Source organism: Streptomyces sp. NPDC047022, from assembly GCF_040644155.1.
Lineage (GTDB): Bacteria > Actinomycetota > Actinomycetes > Streptomycetales > Streptomycetaceae > Streptomyces.
In genome coordinates this window covers 129,775-148,271 of the sequence record NZ_JBEYVV010000003.1, presented here as the reverse complement: position 1 = coordinate 148,271, position 18,497 = coordinate 129,775, and the positions used below count along the sequence as shown (strand labels likewise).

At 64.9% G+C, this 18,497-nt stretch carries 14 protein-coding genes; 8 read left to right on the top strand and 6 right to left on the bottom strand.

All coding sequences use genetic code 11. From position 1 onward, the window contains the following. Positions 1–91 precede the first annotated feature (91 nt). Positions 92–580 (top strand): hypothetical protein, encoded by a 489-nt coding sequence (locus tag ABZ845_RS05770; protein ID WP_360973348.1) that lies wholly within the window; start codon positions 92–94, stop codon positions 578–580. A 34-nt stretch (positions 581–614) separates the two neighbouring features. Further along, positions 615–1,811 (top strand): NAD(P)/FAD-dependent oxidoreductase, encoded by a 1,197-nt coding sequence (locus ABZ845_RS05765; protein ID WP_360973346.1) that lies wholly within the window; start codon positions 615–617, stop codon positions 1,809–1,811. 176 nt (positions 1,812–1,987) lie between these two features. Here ABZ845_RS05765 and ABZ845_RS05760 read toward each other — a convergent pair whose 3' ends face one another. Next, positions 1,988–2,371, bottom strand: a complete 384-nt coding sequence (locus tag ABZ845_RS05760; RefSeq protein WP_360973344.1) for a hypothetical protein — start codon at positions 2,369–2,371, stop codon at positions 1,988–1,990. A 500-nt stretch (positions 2,372–2,871) separates the two neighbouring features. On the opposite strand from ABZ845_RS05760, the gene ABZ845_RS05755 reads away from it, so the two are divergent. From ABZ845_RS05755 to ABZ845_RS05740, 4 genes are all read left to right on the top strand, one after another. Further along, the gene (locus ABZ845_RS05755) at positions 2,872–3,894 is read left to right on the top strand and encodes a MarR family transcriptional regulator (protein WP_360973342.1); all 1,023 of its coding nucleotides are present in this window, start codon (positions 2,872–2,874) and stop codon (positions 3,892–3,894) included. Between the two features lie 488 nt (positions 3,895–4,382). Beyond that, positions 4,383–4,931 (top strand): hypothetical protein, encoded by a 549-nt coding sequence (locus tag ABZ845_RS05750; protein ID WP_360973340.1) that lies wholly within the window; start codon positions 4,383–4,385, stop codon positions 4,929–4,931. 19 nt (positions 4,932–4,950) lie between these two features. After that, complete coding sequence (locus ABZ845_RS05745) at positions 4,951–5,886, top strand: ribosome-inactivating family protein (protein ID WP_360973338.1); 936 nt, start codon at positions 4,951–4,953, stop codon at positions 5,884–5,886. A gap of 830 nt (positions 5,887–6,716) precedes the next feature. Next, positions 6,717–8,393: a hypothetical protein gene (locus ABZ845_RS05740; protein ID WP_360973694.1), complete on the top strand. Its 1,677-nt coding sequence runs from the start codon at positions 6,717–6,719 to the stop codon at positions 8,391–8,393. 165 nt (positions 8,394–8,558) lie between these two features. Here ABZ845_RS05740 and ABZ845_RS05735 read toward each other — a convergent pair whose 3' ends face one another. Both ABZ845_RS05735 and ABZ845_RS05730 read right to left on the bottom strand, forming a co-directional pair. Continuing rightward, a complete protein-coding gene (locus ABZ845_RS05735) occupies positions 8,559–8,972 on the bottom strand; it encodes a DNA-binding protein (protein ID WP_360973336.1) in 414 nt (137 codons plus the stop codon). Beyond that, positions 8,969–9,232, bottom strand: a complete 264-nt coding sequence (locus ABZ845_RS05730; protein WP_360973334.1) for a CopG family transcriptional regulator — start codon at positions 9,230–9,232, stop codon at positions 8,969–8,971. Before ABZ845_RS05730 ends, ABZ845_RS05735 begins: the two co-directional genes overlap by 4 nt. A 1,125-nt stretch (positions 9,233–10,357) precedes the next feature. Here ABZ845_RS05730 and ABZ845_RS05725 point away from each other — a divergent pair. Together ABZ845_RS05725 and ABZ845_RS05720 are read left to right on the top strand one after the other, a co-directional pair. Beyond that, the gene (locus tag ABZ845_RS05725) at positions 10,358–12,310 is read left to right on the top strand and encodes a DUF262 domain-containing protein (protein ID WP_360973332.1); all 1,953 of its coding nucleotides are present in this window, start codon (positions 10,358–10,360) and stop codon (positions 12,308–12,310) included. 579 nt (positions 12,311–12,889) lie between these two features. Continuing rightward, positions 12,890–13,747, top strand: coding sequence for a DUF6551 family protein (locus ABZ845_RS05720; RefSeq protein WP_360973330.1), 858 nt, complete (start codon positions 12,890–12,892; stop codon positions 13,745–13,747). Positions 13,748–13,835: 88 nt separating this feature from the next. On the opposite strand, the gene ABZ845_RS05715 is transcribed toward ABZ845_RS05720, so the two are convergent. The 3 genes from ABZ845_RS05715 to ABZ845_RS05705 all read right to left on the bottom strand — a co-directional run bounded on the left by ABZ845_RS05715 (position 13,836) and on the right by ABZ845_RS05705 (position 18,432). Next, the gene (locus tag ABZ845_RS05715; RefSeq protein ID WP_360973328.1) at positions 13,836–15,215 is read right to left on the bottom strand and encodes a YDG/SRA domain-containing protein; all 1,380 of its coding nucleotides are present in this window, start codon (positions 15,213–15,215) and stop codon (positions 13,836–13,838) included. A gap of 127 nt (positions 15,216–15,342) precedes the next feature. Then, entirely contained in the window at positions 15,343–15,888 is a 546-nt protein-coding gene (locus ABZ845_RS05710) for a GIY-YIG nuclease family protein (protein ID WP_360973326.1), read from the bottom strand. Positions 15,889–16,875: 987 nt separating this feature from the next. Continuing rightward, a complete protein-coding gene (locus tag ABZ845_RS05705; protein ID WP_360973324.1) occupies positions 16,876–18,432 on the bottom strand; it encodes an AAA family ATPase in 1,557 nt (518 codons plus the stop codon). Positions 18,433–18,497: the final 65 nt, after the last annotated feature.

Here is an 18,497-nt window from a genome sequence, read left to right as displayed (position 1 = left end):
ACGGTGCGACTAGTTGACATGAGACTAGTTTCATTGCAACTATCGATTCAGCGGAAAGAGCAGGAACCACGAGCGGACGGAGACCACGGAGATGATCACCACCAGCACTGAGACGACCGCTGCCGAGCGCGTTCACGCCGACCACACCGTGACCAAGCGGCTGGGCAACTGGACCCGCGCCGGACACATCCAGGTGCGCGCCCGCAGGGGCCTGGCCGTGATCGACCTGCGCTCCCCGGACCTGCCCGACGACATCGAGCTACGCCTGGAACTCCAGCGCGCCACGGTCAAGCTGCTGGTGCCGGACGACGCCGTCGTCGAGCACTGGGACCTGCACTGGACGGGCCGCGGCAAGGTCAAGGACGCGCAGGGCAGGACCGCCGAGGGACCGGCCATCGCCGGCGCCCGTCGGATCCGACTGACCGGTGCCGCAACCGACAGTGAGGTCCGCGTGCACCGCGGCGGCATCGCGGTCCTCAGCGCCATGTGCTCCCGCGCCTACCTCGAGGACCTGCGGCTCGCTCACCGGACCGGCGGTCACCCGACAGTCGACGACCCGGCGCGCCCGCACGGCCACTGAACATCCGACCCAGGCACGGGAAAGGGGCAGACCCATGAGTGCGATCAAGACGGCGGCCGTCATCGGAGGCGGTATAGCCGGACCGGTAACGGCCCTCGCGCTCCACAGGGCGGGCATCGAGGCGACCGTCTACGAGGCCTACGAGAACACCGCGGACGGCACCGGCGGCATGCTGATGGTCGCCCCGAACGGGCTCAGCGCCCTCGAGGTCGCCGGTGTGAACCAGGGCTTGGCCGGCCAGCCGATCCACCGCATGGTCATGACCGACGGACAGGGCCGAAGGATGGGCGAGTTCGGCGGGCTGACGGGCCTGCCGCCCAGCCAGGTGATGTGGCGTGCCGACCTGTACCGGGCGGTGCGCGAGCGGGCCGCCACGGTGGGCGTACCGACCGTGTACGGCAAGCGGCTGGCCGGGGTCGAGGAAACCCCGGCGGGCGTCAGCGCCGAGTTCACCGACGGGACCCAGGTGGCCGCGGACGTCCTGATCGGGGCCGACGGCATCCGGTCGACGGTCCGGCGGCTGATCGACCCGTCAGCGCCCGGCCCCCGGTACGCCGGCCTGCTCGGCTTCGGGGCGTACTCGAAGGCGGAGGTCCCTCGGGCGGGGCCGGACACCATGTACTTCGCTTTCGGCGAGCACGCGTTCCTCGGCTACTGGCCTGTGCCCGGGGGAGGCACCGCCTGGTTCGGCAACCTTCCCTACGACGAGCCGCTCAGCGCGGAGCAGGCCCGCGCGACGCCGTCGGCCGCATGGATGGGGATCCTGCGGGAGAAGTACGCCAGGGACGTGCCCGGCCGCGACCTGCTCCGGGGCACGGGCGACGACGAACTGCTCACGTTCGGAGGGCTGGAGATCCTGCCTTCGGTGCCGAAGTGGCACCGGGGACGGATGGTCCTGGTCGGCGACGCGGCCCACGCGCCGTCCTCCAGTTCCGGACAGGGCGCGTCCCTCGCGGTGGAGAGCGCGGTGCAACTGGCGCGATGTCTACGGGACATCCCCGACGTGCGCGCGGCCTTCGCGACGTACGAGCAGCTGAGGCGGGGCCGGGTGGAAAAGGTCGCGGCCCAGGCCGCGAGGACCAACAGCCAGAAGTCGATGGGCCCGGTCGCGACGAGGATCATGGCCCTGCTGATGCCGCTGGCGACGCGGACGTTCCTGACGCCGGAGAAGATGTTCGGCTGGACGCACCGATACCGGATCGACTGGGACGCGCCTGTGGTGCCCGCCTGACGCGCAGGCGACATCCGACAGGTCCGCCGGCTGCTGGCAGTTGAAGGTTGTTCGCGTGCATGAGGATCAGCGACAGCTTCAGCGCCTCAGGCACCTGACCAGACTGACGCGACGGGGACTGGACACCGGGCACAGCCACCGTGCCAGTCCCCGACCCTGCTCAGAACCCGTGGAGATCAGTAGCCGCAGTTGGGAAGACTGCCCACGGCGGCGCTGTTGTCCACGTAGGGAGCGTAGGTCCACCCGTACACGTACTGCGAAAACCCGAGGTCGTTGTGGTACTCGGCGATGGTGTGGTACCAGACGGGCCCGAAGCCCAGGTCCTTCCCCAGGCGGCTGTAGCAGTCGGCGTCGATCCCGTCGTGCATTGCGGGGGAGAGGTCCTTGGCGACCTTGTCGTTGTTGGTGATCACATGGTAGTCCCCGTACACACCCACGTTGTGACTGGTGCTCAGCCGGATACCCACATCCGCGCTCGCCGGGGTTGCGGCCAGCACCCCGGCCGTGGCTATGGCGCCGATCAGCGCCGTGGTCGCGGCCAACCTCTTGCCGATGTACATGAGTCTTCCTCCTGATCGAGTGGCGACGTCGCGGGCACGATGGCCGCGACAGCCGTGTGGTCTGACGAAGGTGACGAGTTGCGGCAGTTTCCTTGGGCCGGGAGTCCTGTTCTCGCCCTGCCGTTGCGCACCGTGGCGAGGCCGCGTTCCCTGGCGCCGCGCCGTGGTGTGTACACACCGTTCCGGTGCAGAATTGGCCAGGCCGGTCCGGGCCATGACGGCGCGATTACGCCGGCGATCCCCGCAACGCGGCCCGCATTACCCCCTGCTCGCCCTTTCGCTGCTGTCCCCCTGTTCCGCTCCCGCTGTTCGGGAGCCACCTGTCTCGGACTGCTTGGGCCTGCCCTGCGCAAGGCCCGGTAGAAGCCGCCGGCGACGCCGGCCGCTGCCGAAGGCTTGATTCAACGATCGACCCCCAATTCCCCACCGGCTAGGCTTTTGCGTCAGCATGCAAAAGGTCTGGGGCGGACTCGTCGGCGCATGATCCCGGGGGTACCAGGTTGATTCGCATCAGTCTGTCGGCGGGCGACCTGGAGCGATTACAGGTCGCCGACGTGCCTGACTTCGGGTATGAGCTCGCGCTGGGCGGGGCCCACCTGGCCGACCGGACCTCCAGGCGGAAACCGTCGGCGTGGCGGCTGGAAGTCGCCCGGAGCTGGAACCCGGACCACAACAGACTGTTCGACTTGTACACGAACTTCTATGTTCCGGCGTTCTTCGATCAGGCCGCCCGGCCGACACCGTCAACGATCGACCTTCACTCCCTCTCGGCTACCGCCCATCTGCGGGACCTGGCCCGTTCCGGCGCCCTGACTCCGTTCACCCGTGCGCTCGCCGACGGCCACCCGGGCGCGGTGAGCACGCTGAACCGCGTACTCGCCGGTCTCCGCGTGACGGGCCTGGACCCCTACCGCCGAAGGATCACCTCGGTAGTAGCCACCGCTTCAGCGCAGGCAGGAGTCCGTGTCGCGCTCGGCGGCATCGACGGCATGCTGAACTCCTTGCATCCGTCGATCCGGTGGGACGGGCGGAGACTGCTTCTGAACACCCTCGTCGACGCGGACGAGTCCCTCGAGGGGCGTCCTTTGATCTTCCAGCCCACTGCGCTGGCCACCCGAATCATCTTCGATCCGCTGGTCGACTCTGTGACTGTCATGTATCCCGCTACCGTCGGCGCCATCACGCGAGACCCCGAGCTTCGGGGTCCGGCCCCTTCCCTGGTGTCGCTCCTGGGGGCAACGAGGGCCGCGGCACTGGTCGCCGTGGTCAGGGCGCCGGCCCTGACGACCGGAGGACTCGCGACGACCCTCGGAGTGTCGGCCGCGGCAGCCTCGCGTCACGCCGCCGTCCTTCGCGAGTCCGGGCTCATCGCCACCGTCCGCAACGGCCAGACAGTCCACCATGCCCCGACACGGCTCGGCACGGACCTGGTGTACAGCTCAACCACTGGCAACGATCCTGAGCGCGGCACAGAGAGGATGTCGGCTCCCGAACAGCCGCGCAGTCACTCGGCACGGGTCTGACTTCATCAGTGCCCCCTCTGTGGGAAATAGCCAGCACCCGACCGATCATGAAACACCCCGGAGTTGCAGCCTCCAGACCCGGACACCGGCCCTCAGAGGGTGTGCGTCCCATCAACCAAGGCCAGAGTCCCGACCGGACAGTCGGACACATGGGGGGTGGCAAGAATATTGCGGAGGATGCAGCAATCGAGCCTCTCAGGCGAGCACTCCTCACAGCCCTGACTCCTGTCGGAGAGCAGTGATCATCCTTTCAGCCGTCCAAATGAGATGGCCTGTTAACCCCTGTGGGACATTGAGGAGAAGGTCTGCGACGCCATCGTCATGCCCTGCGTACATGCGTGAACGCTCGCGTTTAGCGGTCGTCAAAGGAACGTTGAACGCCGTTCCCTAGCGTTTCTGGCTCATTGGTCATCGATCAACGACAGGGTGGAGTACGCATGTTATTCCGTACACGAGGAAAGGGCCGGATCTCTTCCTTATCCGCCGGGGTGAACACGCCTCGGCGGCGGGGCGCGGTCGTGGCCGGGGTGCTGGCGGGTGTGTCCGTGGTGGCGCTGGGGACATCCACCGCGGCCTCACAGACTTCGGACAGGTCGACGCAGGCGGCTGTGCCGGCCGCTCCGGCTGCCGACTCGGCGCGTGAGCACTGGCAGCCGCCGACGTACCAGAACAAGGACCTCAGTACAGCCGGGACGGAGCAGGAGAAGCTCAACACCGACTATTTGATCAACGAGGTGACGCCCGCGCAGTTCCGGGGCTCGTGGTACCAGTCCCACATCGAGGGGATCAACGTCACGTGGATGGCGCCCTCGGGGCGGGATGCGTACGACGGCTGGGACTGGATCGAGATCGTGAACAGCAAGGGCAAACGCGTCGCGTGGGACTGGGCCTGCGGCAACGCCCACTGCGCCGCGTACGGCTCGACCCTGATCGACGTGAGCCTGCAGCACGGCGCGGAGTTCAAGGCTCGCTACTGGAGCGACGGAGGCCGGGTCACCAAGGGCCATCTGCAGGCCGAGTTCGAATTCTGGGTCTGACGTGGACGGCCGAGAAGAGATGACGCGAGGAGCTGAAGACCGACCGCTGCGGCGGCGGCTGATCAGTGCGACGGTCGTGGTTTCCGTGCTGGCGGGCGCCCTCGGCGCGGGAAGCGCGGTCGCCCAGAACGGGCTGGAGGCCCGGCCGCAGACGCAGACGCAGACGCAGACGCAGGCCCAGCCTCATCTGAGGGCGGTGGGAAGCGACGAGGAGTTCGCCAACCTCTACACGCACACGGTTCAGAACATCCGCAGCGCGATGCTGGGGGACGAGGCCGCCCGGCAGCCCGGGGCCGGCCATCTGATCCGGAACCCCGACCCCAACGCCTTCCAGTCGATCAACATCGGACGGTTCGCTGAGCGTGACACCGTCGACGGCGGCATGGTCCGAGGGCTCTTCCGCCGGTCCGACATGTATCTGCTGGGCTTCTACGTGCGTAACGGGAACCGCGAGACCGTCTACACGTTCACCGAGGGCGGGCGCGACATGATCCCGGGCAACGTGTACCCGCAAGTCCGAAGGTCGCGCTTCCCCTTCCCCGTGACCTATCGCGACCTCCCCAGCATCCAAGTCGGCCGGGGCCTCCTGAGGGATGCCGTACGCCTACTGTTCGACCACGACCCCGGCACGAGCACCCACGGACTGCAGGACGGTGTCGAGAGGCTGGCCGTGGCCCTGGCCGAAGGGTCGCGGTTCCAGGTGATTCCCGGGCTGATCGCCCAGCACATCCGGGGCGGGCAGACCTGGACAGTAGGCGCCCACGAACAAGAGCTCCATGACTGGAGCGATCGGTCCACGATCGTCGTGAACGCGCACGCTGCCGACCCGAGCGGCACCTTCGGCTCCGTGTGGCAGCAGCAGCGCCGGTACACCTGGAATGGCGCCAACGTGCTGCTGACCGCGCTGGATCTGGCCCGCCGGATCTACCTGATCAAGCCACCGCCGAAACGCTGACCTACCGCCCCGCTCACCGAGGGCTGCCGCAGTCGTACTCCGCCATGTCCACATCCTTCCGCACAGCCGCCCGACGTCGTCAGGGGCGCCCTGCGGGTACACGTGTCGAAGGTGTGTCGCGTGAATCGCGATGGTGCGCGGACAGTGAGAGACAACGAGCTAGAGCGGGAGACAGTGAGACTGTCTCCCGCTCTCTCAAGTCGGCATTCGCGCTATTCGCGCTGGTCAGAGCTTGATTCTTGCAGGCCGACCGGCGGGTGCCCCCGGCGGGGGCTCGGAGCTTGGGGGTCGGAACCGTTGGTCGCTGGCGGGCAGTTGGTCATTCAAACAGTGGTGCAGCTGAACCGGTAGGCCGTGGCGCGTAGCGGCGGGCTCGAGTCCCTGGCGGGGCGCATGACTGAGGCACAGAGAGACGCTTACCGGGGCGTGACCCGCTGCCTACGGCATGGCCGCTCTCGGCACCGAGGACCGTGCCCGCTGTGACCCCCGCTCTGTCAGGCGGAAGCGGACCCGTGTAGCCGATTCACCGGTGCACGGCGCACAATCGTCGCCGCCCATTCCAAGGGCGATCACGTATTCGAACTCTGAATCGGTGCTCGACACCGGGACCCCTGTGGGCCGCAGGTACGCGGCGATCCCTCAATTGGCGTATCTGATGGCCTCGGTGCATCGGCACCTCATGAGAGAGGCTCGCGCCGGGGGCCTCGACATCCCGGGGTCTCGTGGGGTGGCGGCATTGACGGTCCAGCGGCCGAACTTGTGGTTCCTCGCATCCTGGCAGCCCTAGGCTGGTGGATTGTCAAGTGCGTAACGCGGAGTGGGCGGCGATCGTGGGCAGTCTCACCAAGGCCAATCTCAAGAAGCTGGCCGGTGCCCGTTCTTTCGAGCGGGCGCTCGGGTACCTGGATGCGGTGTCCGGAGTCGAGATCGGTGACGGATGGATCACCGCGAGCGTTCACGGCACGGAACGGTACGAGGTGGAACTGACCCTGGACGGGCCCGGCGGCCTGGCCGGCGAGTGCGACTGCCCGTACGGCATGGAGGGCAACTTCTGCAAGCACTTGGTCGCCCTGGGCCTGCGGGTGCTCGCCCGGCGGGAGAGCCTGCCGCGGCAGCGGAAGGCGGCCCGGGAGCGCGCGCAGGACCTGGACGGGTGGCTGTCCGCCTTGTCCAAGGACGAGTTGCTCGCTCTACTGCGGGAACAGGTCCACGCGGACCGGCAGTTGCGGCGCCGCCTGGAACTGCGGGCCGCGAGCGGCCGCGGGGACCTTGCCGCGGTCCGGTCCGGTATCCGTGATCTGCTCGACATCGACCCCTTCGCGCAGTACGGGTATGTCGAGTACGCCGATGCCCGCGCCTACGCCGACCAGGCAGGACAGGCGGTTTCCTCGATCAGGGCGCTGACCGGCTCAGGCCGGGCCGTCGACGCGATCACCCTGGCCCGGGAGGCGATGCGGCTGCTGGCCGAGGCGGCGGAGAGCATCGACGACTCGGACGGATGGCTCGGCCAGATCGGCGCGGACCTCGCGGACGCCCACCTCGACGCCTGCCGTGCGGCACGCCCCGATCCCGATGAGCTCGCACGCTGGCTGGTCGGCCATGTGCTCGGCGACACCTATGGCGGCCTGACCGACATCGATCCGCTCGATTACGAGGATGCCCTCGGCGAAGAGGGAATGGCCGTCATGCGGAAGTCGACGGTCAAGGCGTGGCAGGGCAACCGCCGTGGCTGGGCCGAGAAGTATCTGATGGAACGCCTGGCCCAGGCCGGCGGCGATATCGACGCGGTGATCGCCGTGCACGCCGCCGATCTCTCACCCGACGGCCACACGCACCTTGTCATCGCCCGCGAGTTGGATGCCGCCCGGCGCTCCGACGAGGCCCTGCGCTGGGCGGAACGCGGCATCCGGGAAACCCGGGACCTCGCCGCCGTCGACACTGCCGTCGTCGACTACCTCTGCGACCGCTACACCCAGGCGGACCGCCTGTCGGACGCCGTCGCCGTGCGCCGCGACCACTTCGGTGCCCACCGCTCCCTGCTGGCGTACCAGCAACTGCGGGCTGCGGCACAGACCGCCGACTGCTGGCCGGCCGAGCGCGAGGGGGCGCTGGACGTGCTGCGCGCCGACGCGGGTCAACGGCAAAGTGGCTGGTACGGCGGACCGGTCCTGGTCGACGTCCTGCTCGACGACAAGGACGTCGACGCCGCCTGGCGGGCCGCTACCCAAACCGGGGCCCACGACAGGCAGTGGCTTGCCCTCGCCGACCAGGCGCGGGTCGACCGTCCCGCCGACGCGCTCGGCGTCTACCTGCGCCTGGCAGAGCCGCTCACCAAGCAGACCGGCAACGCGATCTACGAGCAGCTCGTCAGTCTGCTGCTGAGCAGCCGAGACTGCCACCGACGGCTGGGCACGGAGGACGAGTTCGCGGTGTACGTCACGGCCCTCCGCACTGCCCAGAAGCGCAAGCGGAACCTGATGCGCCTGATGGACGAAAACGGTCTGTGAGCCGGTCGGCGTCTCGGAGGCTCACCCGGCCCGCGCTGCACTCGCCCCCTGGCACCGGATGGTGCTCGTCATGGTCTTCGCGCGGCCTGAGACCCGGCCAGCCGGTCGAACGGTCAGCTGATGTGAACGGTCCGTTGTCGCTGGCCCTGGTCTAGGCGGCTGTAGTCAGACCTTGATGATGGTGACGCGTCCGCCGCACAGCGAGGTGAGGTCCTCGGCGTCGGAAGTCAGGACCGTGACGGGGCCGGGGGCGGCCAGCGCGGTGGCGCTGAGCATGGCGTCGATGGCGTGCTTGTGCCCGTGGAGACCGGCGTCGGCGAGGAGCGCGGCAGCGTGCCGCGCGGTCGACTCGGTGACCGGTTCCACGACGAGGCGGGAGAGTGTCCACTCCAAGGCTGCGCGGTTGATCCGCGGGTGGACCGCTTCGACGAGCGTGGCCGCCGAGGTGATCACCCGCAGGTCATCTGCGCGGGCCAAGGCCAGCCAGCCGGTCACCGTGCGGTCGCGCAGGACAGCCTTGGCCACCCCTTCGCTGTCGAGGACCAGGGTGCCGCCAGGGACGGCGGGGGAGCGGGTCACGCGGCGTTCGCTCCGCCCTGTGTTTGTTCGCGCCGGGACCGGTGGAGCTGATCACGGAGAGATTCGATCTCCTCGTCCGTGATGGGGCCGTGCTCGGCCTCGGCGACCTGGATGAGTTCGTTCAGGTCGTCCCGCTCGATCTGGCGTGCGACAGCCGCGGCCACGTAGGCGGACAAGCCGGAGGGGCCGCTGCGGGCCTTGGCCGCTTCGGCGATGTCGCGCGGCATAGTGATCGAGTACTTGCCGGTAGGCTCACTCATGCTACTAATCCTACCTCTCATCCTCCTAGCTCCGTGACGCACGGCCGCCGCGGCTCTTTCCCGACCGTGGTCGGCGCGGTAGCCATCAAGCTCGGCCATGGCGTCGGCGAGGAGCGGGATGTCGGCCGGATGTCCAAGGAGGGCGCTCAGGAGGCGCTCCACCTCAGGCTCCCTCGCATGTTCGGTGCGACCACAGCAGGAGGCCGTTCATCTGGGCCTCGGTGAGCCCGCCACCACACATAGGAGAAGGCCATCGAACAGAGCCGGAGGCAGGCACCTTCCGTTGTGGTGAACCGTTGCTGGTCGTTCTCGTGGACACGTCTCAAGGGCCCTGCGCTGCGGTCTGGACCTCTTGGGAGTCACCACGCCTCAGCGGATGTGACCGCAGGCATCGACATCCAGCGCATCGCGACCGCCTCGTCGGCGCACCCCCAGGCCGCGCACCCTTGTGGCCGGCGTCGGGTTCGCGGGTGCGAGTGCCTGGCTGGATTCGAACCTGCGCATACGGCTCCGGAGGCCTCGTGGGAACCCGGCAAAAGAGCAGGTAGGAGCGTTACTTACTGCTAACCGCGTGGACTGCGTCCACGGATAGTCCGCAACCCCAGCGAGCACGTTAGATGTCGCGCATGGGGTCTACTGCCGAACTGCCGGCGCCGCGTCGTCGTCCGAAGCTGGATGCTGCTGTTGGCGGATGACGACGTGCTGTGCTGGAACGCTGCACCCGGCGGACGACCTTCGCTCAGGCCTTGGCTTTGCGGGCAAGCAACAGGGCCGTCGAGGGCCTGAAGTTCGCGGATACCCTGCCCCGAAAGCTTGCTGCATCGACACTGGCGAGACGGCTGACGGATCTGGAAGCCGCTGCGCTGGTGCTCTCCGAGCCGGTGCGCTTGATCGCCTGTCCCCGCTGATGAATGGGACATCCACTCTTCCATCGGCCATCTGAGGTCGTCGATGAGTCTCGGACCATCGGCCACCGGTCACGGCCAAGCCTGGAGGTGGTTGGCGCAGCACCAACTCCCCGCCGCTTGTCAGATTGTGGGTGTAACCTCCAGGATTGTCGGCATAGTTGTCCCAGAGGCCTGAGTCCTTGCAGGATACTGGCGGGCCCACCGAAGCAGGCGGCATATGAAGATTTCGCAGATCCTGGACAAGGTCGACTCCGGAGACATCGCCTTGCCCGAGTTCCAGCGTGGTTACGTCTGGACACGCGACCAGGTCCGTGGCTTTCTCCAGTCTCTGTACCGCGGTTACCCGATCGGGGGATTCCTCACCTGGAGTACTAAGGCGGAGAGCGCCAGCACCCGTGGTGGGAGCCCGGCGACCGACGGAACCGTGCAGATGCTCCTCGACGGGCAGCAGAGGGTCACCACTCTCTACGGCGTCATGCGAGGCCGTTCGCCCCGCTTCTTCGAGGGCAACCCGTCTGCCCTGAGCGGAGTTCATTTCAGTCTGGAGACTGAGTCCTTCGAGTTCTATGCGCCGGCCAAGATGAAGGACAACCCGTCCTGGGTGGACGTTACCGCACTCTTCCGTGGGGGACTGACCGCACTTCTGCCCTCCATCACCGCCCTCGCCGACGGCGATGCCAGTCAGTTGTCTGCCTATATCGAGCGTTTGAATCGTATTACCCAGATCAGGGATCGCAACATTCACATCGAGGAGGTAACCGGCGAGGGCATGACCATTGATGTGGTCGTGGAGATCTTCAACCGGGTAAACTCCGGTGGCACAAAACTGTCAAAGGGTGACCTTGCGCTGGCGGCCATCTGTGCCTCTTGGTCGCCAGCCCGCCAGACCATGAACGAGGCGCTGAAGAACTGGTCGGACAGTGGCTTCGCCTTCAAACTGGACTGGCTGCTGCGCAACGTCAACGCCGTCATCACAGGCGAAGCGCAGTTTTCCAAGCTGGCGGACGTGGATCCACAGGAGTTCCAGACCGGACTGAATGACACCGTCGAGTCGATCAGCTACTTGCTCAACGCCTTGGGTGGACGTCTGGGCCTTGACCACGACCGCGTGCTCAACGGCCGGGCTGCGTTTCCCGTCATGAGCCGTCTACTGCGCCACCATTCCTTCAAGTTCCCCAACGCCATGACCCGCGATCGACTCTTCTACTGGTTCGTGCACAGCTTCCTTTGGGGTAGGCACACCGGGGCCACGGAAACTGCCCTCAACCAGGACCTCGCGGCGGTCGACGCCGGTGGCGTCGACCAGCTGATTGAAACCCTGAGGCAAAGCCGCGGTGGACGACTGGAGATCAGGCCCGAGGACTTCCAGGGCGCCAGCATGGGGTCACGGTTCTATCCGCTCCTCTACATGCTCTCCCGAGTCCACGGTGCACAAGATCTGTCCAGTGGAGTTCCCTTGAAAGATGGCTTGCTTGGCAAGCTCAGCTCCCTCCAGGTGCACCATATCTTCCCGAAAGCGCAGCTCTACAAGCACGGTTACAGCAGAGGCGAGGTGAACGCGGTCGCCAACTTCTGTTTCCTTACCCAGGACACCAACCTGCAGATCAGTGCGAAGCGCCCGGAGGACTACCTGGCTGAGATCACTCAAAGCGTGCCAGGCGCTCTGGAATCGCAGTGGATCCCCACCGACCCGGATCTCTGGAGCCTCGACGCATACCGCTCATTCCTCAGCACAAGGCGTGAACTTCTGGCCGAAGCGTCCAACAACTTCCTCACCAAATTGTTCGAAGGGCCGTCACCAGTAGCACTGACGCCAAGGGGCGGTACAGCCACGCTTCCCCGGCGGCAATCCGTCCCGATGCCTGAGCGGATGCCGGAGGAGGACATGCCTGGCCTGTACGGGCTGCTGGACGCACTCAAGAAGCAGGGTTTCGCGTCACCGGAACTGGACAGCGAGGTGACCGACCCCCACACAGGCAGCCCCATCCTCGTGGCCGTCGCATTCTGGCCTCAGGGGCTTCAGGAGGAGATGGGAGACCCTGTGGTCCTCGTCCCGGAGACCACACCGGCAGAGCAGGCTGCCTTGGAGGCGAGTGAATATCGGGTCTTCCACAGCGTTGCGTCGCTGAGCCGGTACGTCGACAACGTCCAAGGCGGTCAGGCTGCCTGAAGGGGACGGCCCGACGATGCGGAGCACCAATGACGTCACCGTAGTCTTCGTCATCCTCGTAGCCACCTGAGACCACGATCGATTCCGCGTCCTGCTCCGCAGTACCACAGATGCCTGCGCGCAGGGGCGATGGACGCGCGCGGTCGTCAGGGAGCACCGCGCTGCGAGGCCTGGCCTACGTCGATTCGGGGCAAGGTTCCAAACCCATCGAAGACCGGGACAGTCGTGCACCGCTTCAGCGGATGCGACCGTCGGTCGTGGATCTGGAGGCCATTCTTGTCCCTGTCGTTCACGCAGGTCACGGTCCCATGGATGACAGATGGGACGCGACTCGTCCACAGATAGTCCACGGGCGTTCTGTGCGCTACTGAGGGTCGCGCTCTCAACTCAACCCCCTTGCAAGTAGCTTCATTGCAGACAGATCCAACTATGCGGGCATTTGGATCAATCGACAACTCAGCCTGTAGATAGTGCAGTTGTCCGATACGCTGATCAGCGCTTAGTCGCCGTCTCCCGCATTCGGGAGCTGACATGTGTCGCCGTCGCCCCCACTGGGGCGCTGACACAAGAGGAGAAGCCTTGCCTGGCAAGGACTACAGCTACGACATCCCGGACCACCCCATCGAGTACATCAAGGTGGACCCGAGGACCATAAAGTTCGACCCCCGCGCGCAGCGCAACCTCAACAAGGCCCGTGCGGAAGCCATCGCCGAGAAGCTGGTCCCCACCGCCCTCGGAACGCCGATCATCTCGCAGCGCGAGGACGGTCTGTACGCGGTGGACGGTATGCACCGCGTCTACGCCTGCCAGCTCATCCTGACCGGGAAGGTCTCGGCCCCGGAGGAAGTTGGCAAGGCTGTCCAGACCATCACTTGCGAAGTCCACTCCGGCCTCTCGATGGCCAACGAGGCGTCGCTGTTCATCATCAAGAACAAGGAGTCCTCGAAGGTCGGACCGAATGACGAGTTCAGGATCGGTGTGCTGGCCGGGCACCCGCTCTTCCAGGACACCAACACTGTCCTGGAGAAGCACCAGCTCAAGGTCGGCAGCAGCACCGCCAACGGTGTGCGCGGCATCAAGGGAATCCTCAGCATCGTTATGGAGAACGGACCCGAGATACTGGACCTGTCGCTCACCATCGCCGAGGACGCTTGGGGTCGCACTCCCGACACCTGGCACGCCGTGACTATCGGCGGCATCGCCACGGTGATGTCCAAACACTCCGATGTGCTGAACCCCCAGGAGTTGGCGCAGAAGCTCAAGCGTCAGGGCGACCCCACTGCCTTCAAGGCCAAGATCCAGACCATCGCCACCAACAACAACACCCGCGCCGACGGCACCAAGGGCCGCCTCAAGGCCGCTCACCTGGCGGTTGCCGCCGCTTGGAACGCTAACCGCCGCGTCAACCGCATTCCCGTCCCGAACATCTTCGAGTAACCCCGGCGCACACGGTGCCCCGCTCCCTCACCTGAGGGGAGGGGCACCGCGCTCTTTTTACCCAGGCTGGTCATGGTCGTTGGCTTGATCATGCGATGTACGTCGCGCTGTGGTGGGTGCGGTGGTAGGCGAGGTATTCGCGGCCGACTTGGTGGGAGGCGACCTCGCGGAGTCGTTCCCGATAGAATCCGCCGGCGCGGCTGGTGACGGTCAAGTCGTCGCCGATGGTCAGCATGCCGAGGTCAAAGAGCACGTGGTGGTTGGGACACAAGCACAAAACGTTGGCCGCGATGTCAGGGCCGGCGTGGGGGCGGCCGAGAGGCTGGATGTGGGCGGCTTCAGCGTAGGCCCCGGTTGGGGTAGCCAAACGAAAGTCGCAGACCTGACAGGTGTAGTCATGTGCGCGCTTGACGAAGTCCGCGACCGCGGTGCTGCGTACGATGCGCTGGGTGGTCACGCTTGTACGTGCAGGGGATTGTCGCCCCTCCGGCTGGCGCGGAGCTGGCATGGTCGGCTGCGGGGCCGCTTCTATCTGGGGAAGCTGGGTGAGCCGGTAGCGCCAGACCAGATAGCCGGAGCGTCCGCGCTCGGACCAATAATCCTCGACGCGGAACAGTCCGTCGTAGCGCAGTCCAGTCGTTGGCGAGTACTCAGGATCGCCGCCGGCTCCACGCACTACGCGCACCGATGCGCCAGTGGTCAGACTGGTGACCAAGGCGGCATTACCTCGTGTGAGTTCCTGGTCACGGACCTGTCGGCCGGTGTCGGGGTCACGTCCGCCTTGGCCGGTGTAGACGATCACATCGCCGTAGTCCTCGTCATCCTCGTAGCCGCCCGAGACCACGATGGACTCCGCGCCCTGTTCCGCAGTCCCGCAGATGCCTGCCTGGTTGGGACGGTGAACCCGCGCGGCTGCCAACGCTCGTCGGTCTGGGAAGGGCTGGCCCACGTCTATGCCAGGCATGGCTCCGAACCCGTCGAAAACCGGGTCGGTTAGTCGGCAGTCATGTAGTAGCAGTGAGGGATCTTCGCCGTCGAAGAAGCGGAGCAGAAGCGCGTCGACCATTCGTTGGCGCGCCGCCGGGTCCACAGCCGTGGTGCTATAGACCTCGTTACGCAAGCCACCGCGCGGGTTCTGGGCAGTGAGCCACTGCCGTAGCTTTGAACCACGCGCCTGCGGCACTTCGCCGGTCACACCGTCGAGCTCCCACAGTGGGGATCGGCTGAGGGCCACGAACGGGTACTCCGGTGAGGGATCCGAACCCGGGCGGCCATACCTGCTCATCAGACGGCGCAACTCGGTGCGCGCATCAGTCCATGGCACCAACCGCGGGTGCCCGGCCGCGGCACGGCCGAGTCCCCACAGCAGCGTGATCGGCTGATGTCGCGCCGGCAGTCCCGTGGAATGATCCACCCGCAGAGCCGTAATCGCAGCACAGAACTCCTCCACGCCGTCTTGCTCTAGCACAACGCCCCCTTCTGGACGTGATCAAGTAGCGCTGTGCCTGACTGTAGAGGTCACTAGGACACTACGATTGCTCCGCACGGTCATGCGCAGACGAGAAGATCGGTCCGTCAGCAGCCCAGCCGACGACCTACGGACTAATCGGCAGTTCCCGGGCTCGCTCACGTGCTTGGGCCCGTATCTCCTTCAGGCGGCTGTGGAACGCGTTGTGGCGGTTCTGGTCGAGGTTCAGCGGGAGGTCGAGCTCGGAGATGAGCTGTGACTCCAAGGCCCACGGCCCATTCTGCTCGACCCAGCACACTCGCGCGTTGTCCGCCATCCAGTGGCTCAAGGCGGCTTCGCCGGCCTTGCAGAAGGTCATCTGCTTACCGCTGCCCACACGACGCAGATCAAGTCCGAGCAGGCACCCGAGGGTGAGCCGCAGGGTCGAGCCAGCCGCGTTGCCCCGGTAGTGATAGCGCACTCGCTTGCGCAGATTCTGGGTACTGGTCCGGTTCGCCATGTACCGCGGGGCTATGCCGACGTAGAGCAGGCGCCCGGCGTCCAGGTCTGGGTGGGGCGGTTCCTTGAAATGCCACCCGTAGACCCCTGCCGCTGCAGGGACAGGGCTCGGGCGCGCCAAAACCTCCTGCGCCGACCACAACCGGTCGGGACTTACGAGAGCGGTAGCTTCCACGGAGCCTCCAGGCGTGCCACGGCTGATCGTTGCAGGTTACTGGTCGACGCTGACAGAGCGCCTCTGGCCTGCGCAGCTTCGTGACATCAGCTTTGCCCCTTGTGTAGTGGTGCCCATCAGATCTCCCTGAGTGCCCATGTCAAAAATTCTTGTACCCACCCCGTATAAACCAGGAATTGTGGGCAAGGGCCTGATACATAACCGCCCGCCAATGGTTCAGGCCGCCGGTGTCCTGGCTACTAGCAATACTGTCGGCCATTCGGTCCAAATAGCTGGGTAGGGCCTGTTCTGGCAAAGATGAGAGAAAAGCGCGGAGCCCGCTGATCTCTTGGCCCGCATGGGACGTGTACAACTCAGCTAGTCCGAAGGTGCGAAAATGAAGACGTACCCGGTCTGACAGGACGTGGTCCCAGCCCTTCGGGGGCTCTACGAAATAAACTACCGCTGGGGGTGCGACTTCGGATTCGATGACGTGAGCGTGGAGCCACTGTTCACGTGTAACGTCATCGAAGTAGGGGTGAAGGGTCTGATCGCTGGCTGTCTTGGGGAAGGTTGAACTCTTGATCCAGTTGCAACTGCTGCACGCGGGCACCAAATTAGAGGGTGACACAGCAAGTAACGGAAAATGAGCCTTAGGCATCTGGTGGTCCAGCGTCTCAACGGTACGCTGTCCGCAGAGGGGACATATGCCGTGCTTGGGTGCCTTTTTGAGTCTATTGTAGACATCATTCCCGGGGGATCCAGATGGCACCATTCTGCTTTTATAGGTTTTGAGGAGTTCTGCTCGGTCGTCCTCGTCTTCCGGCATACCCTTGAGAGCCGCCAACGTGTGAAGAGCGGTTCTTGCTGCCGCAGCCTCGTAGTGCTTGGTGGCATTGACAACATCACCTGCGAGCGCTTTGAGGCGATGCTGCGTGACTGCGCGCGCGGAACTAATGCATTCGAGATAGAAGTCTAGTACTGGTATGTCGGGACGCGGCAATGGTCTCATCTGAATCGATCCTCCACCGCCGGCCCTAGACCTCCCCCTAGGTCGCGCACAGTGATGAGCCCCTGAGTAATAGCACGAGCTTCACCGCCAAGCTGTCCTCCGAAGGTGCTCAACACCTCCTCGAAACTCAGCCCCTGTCGTACGAGCTGTTTCAGATACCGGTGATACCCAGAGTCCGTAACTTCAAGGCTGAATACCTCGTGAGTTAGGATTCCTACATTCTCTCCGAATGTTTCGATGGCGGGACGTTCAGCCACCATCTGATCGTCATAACGGCGCAACTTCCATACGCATGAAGTCGGCACTTCCTGCAACACTACTGGCGAATGGGTAGCGATTATTGCGAGTCCATTGCGATCGGTCAGCAGATCGGAAAGTGCCCGAATGAAAGCGGCTAGAAGCGGGGGATGCAGATGAGACTCCGGTTCGTCGATCACCACGAGCGTGCGTTCCGTGACGTGTTCAACGAGGCGCGTGAGCGTTAAAAGGACAGCCTTGTGCCCCGAACTCAGGTTCTTGAAGAGTTTTGTGGCCTTCCGCTTGCGTTGCTCGGGGCTTTCGATTGCCAGGAAGTCCTCCACCCATGAATCTTGCAAGAAACCACTTCCTGCGTATCGCAGTGTGCGAAGGGCATTCGCCCAACGTTGCGCACGCCTGCCGGTTAGACAGGCCTCCACGCTTTCGGCGAAGTCATGAGCGAGTTGATCCGGTGCCTTTGTTCTAGGGATCTGACCAAATGGGCCGGGTAGCTTTAGCCCAACATATGAGTACCGATCAATCCCTACGTCGTCATCGCGAATCTGAGGAAACTCATCAAAGGCGCTAAATGTGACACTCACTAGATTGGCGAAAGTGTCCAGATTCCCGCGACCGGCCTCGATAATCCTGCCGACCTCCGCTGCATTTGAATGCCTATCCGCGATGCAGCGCGTAAGCTTGTTCAGCAAATATGATTTGCCGACGCCATTGCGGCCGATGAGAACGTGAATGTTTGTTGGTGGTACTGACTGAGGAATAACAGTAAAAGGTAGCAGTATCGAGTCTCCGCTGCTACCTTCGGGTACTGGTGGCTCGTAGATGACTTCGAATCCACGAATGCGCTCGCCACCACGGGCGATCCGGCGGAATTGGTCCTGAACGGCAGTGGCCTGCACAAAACGCATCAACGACTTCTGGGTGACTGGTTCAGTCCGGGCTTGCTGGTAGATGTCCTCGTCATAGACCATGTCCCGCAAAGCGACCAGCACAACGTCTCGTGTTTGATGCCCCAGGTTGACTAGATTGGTGTAGTAACTGTCATCCTGCCCTAGAGAAAAGAATCTCTCAGACAAATGGTCAAAGCGAGCTGGGAGAGAGAGTGGCGAGCGCGCTCGCATCCCATGCTTGCCAATCTTCACTTCCCCAATATCATGGCGCACGCCATGCTCGTCATAGATAACCAGGTAGAACAGAGTGGCGAATCCCAAGTCAGCCCATCTGTCCGCGATTAGCAGCGCGCAATAGCGAAGGCTTGTTGGTTCTCTCTCGCCTTGTTGTATCACTTCGAACTGCATGACCCCCCTTATGTATGTCGAGCCCGCCCGGGCGCACGCGCGTCTAGTGAGCGTCTAGCTGTGTG

Bases quoted from the DNA above. Each gene is read 5' to 3' on its own strand.
- ABZ845_RS05770 (WP_360973348.1), top strand. From the start codon at position 92: ATGATCACCACCAGCACTGAGACGACCGCTGCCGAGCGCGTTCACGCC.
- ABZ845_RS05765 (WP_360973346.1), top strand. From the start codon at position 615: ATGAGTGCGATCAAGACGGCGGCCGTCATCGGAGGCGGTATAGCCGGA.
- ABZ845_RS05760 (WP_360973344.1), bottom strand. From the start codon at position 2,371: ATGTACATCGGCAAGAGGTTGGCCGCGACCACGGCGCTGATCGGCGCC.
- ABZ845_RS05745 (WP_360973338.1), top strand. From the start codon at position 4,951: ATGACGCGAGGAGCTGAAGACCGACCGCTGCGGCGGCGGCTGATCAGT.
- ABZ845_RS05730 (WP_360973334.1), bottom strand. From the start codon at position 9,232: ATGAGTGAGCCTACCGGCAAGTACTCGATCACTATGCCGCGCGACATC.
- ABZ845_RS05725 (WP_360973332.1), top strand. From the start codon at position 10,358: ATGAAGATTTCGCAGATCCTGGACAAGGTCGACTCCGGAGACATCGCC.
- ABZ845_RS05705 (WP_360973324.1), bottom strand. From the start codon at position 18,432: ATGCAGTTCGAAGTGATACAACAAGGCGAGAGAGAACCAACAAGCCTT.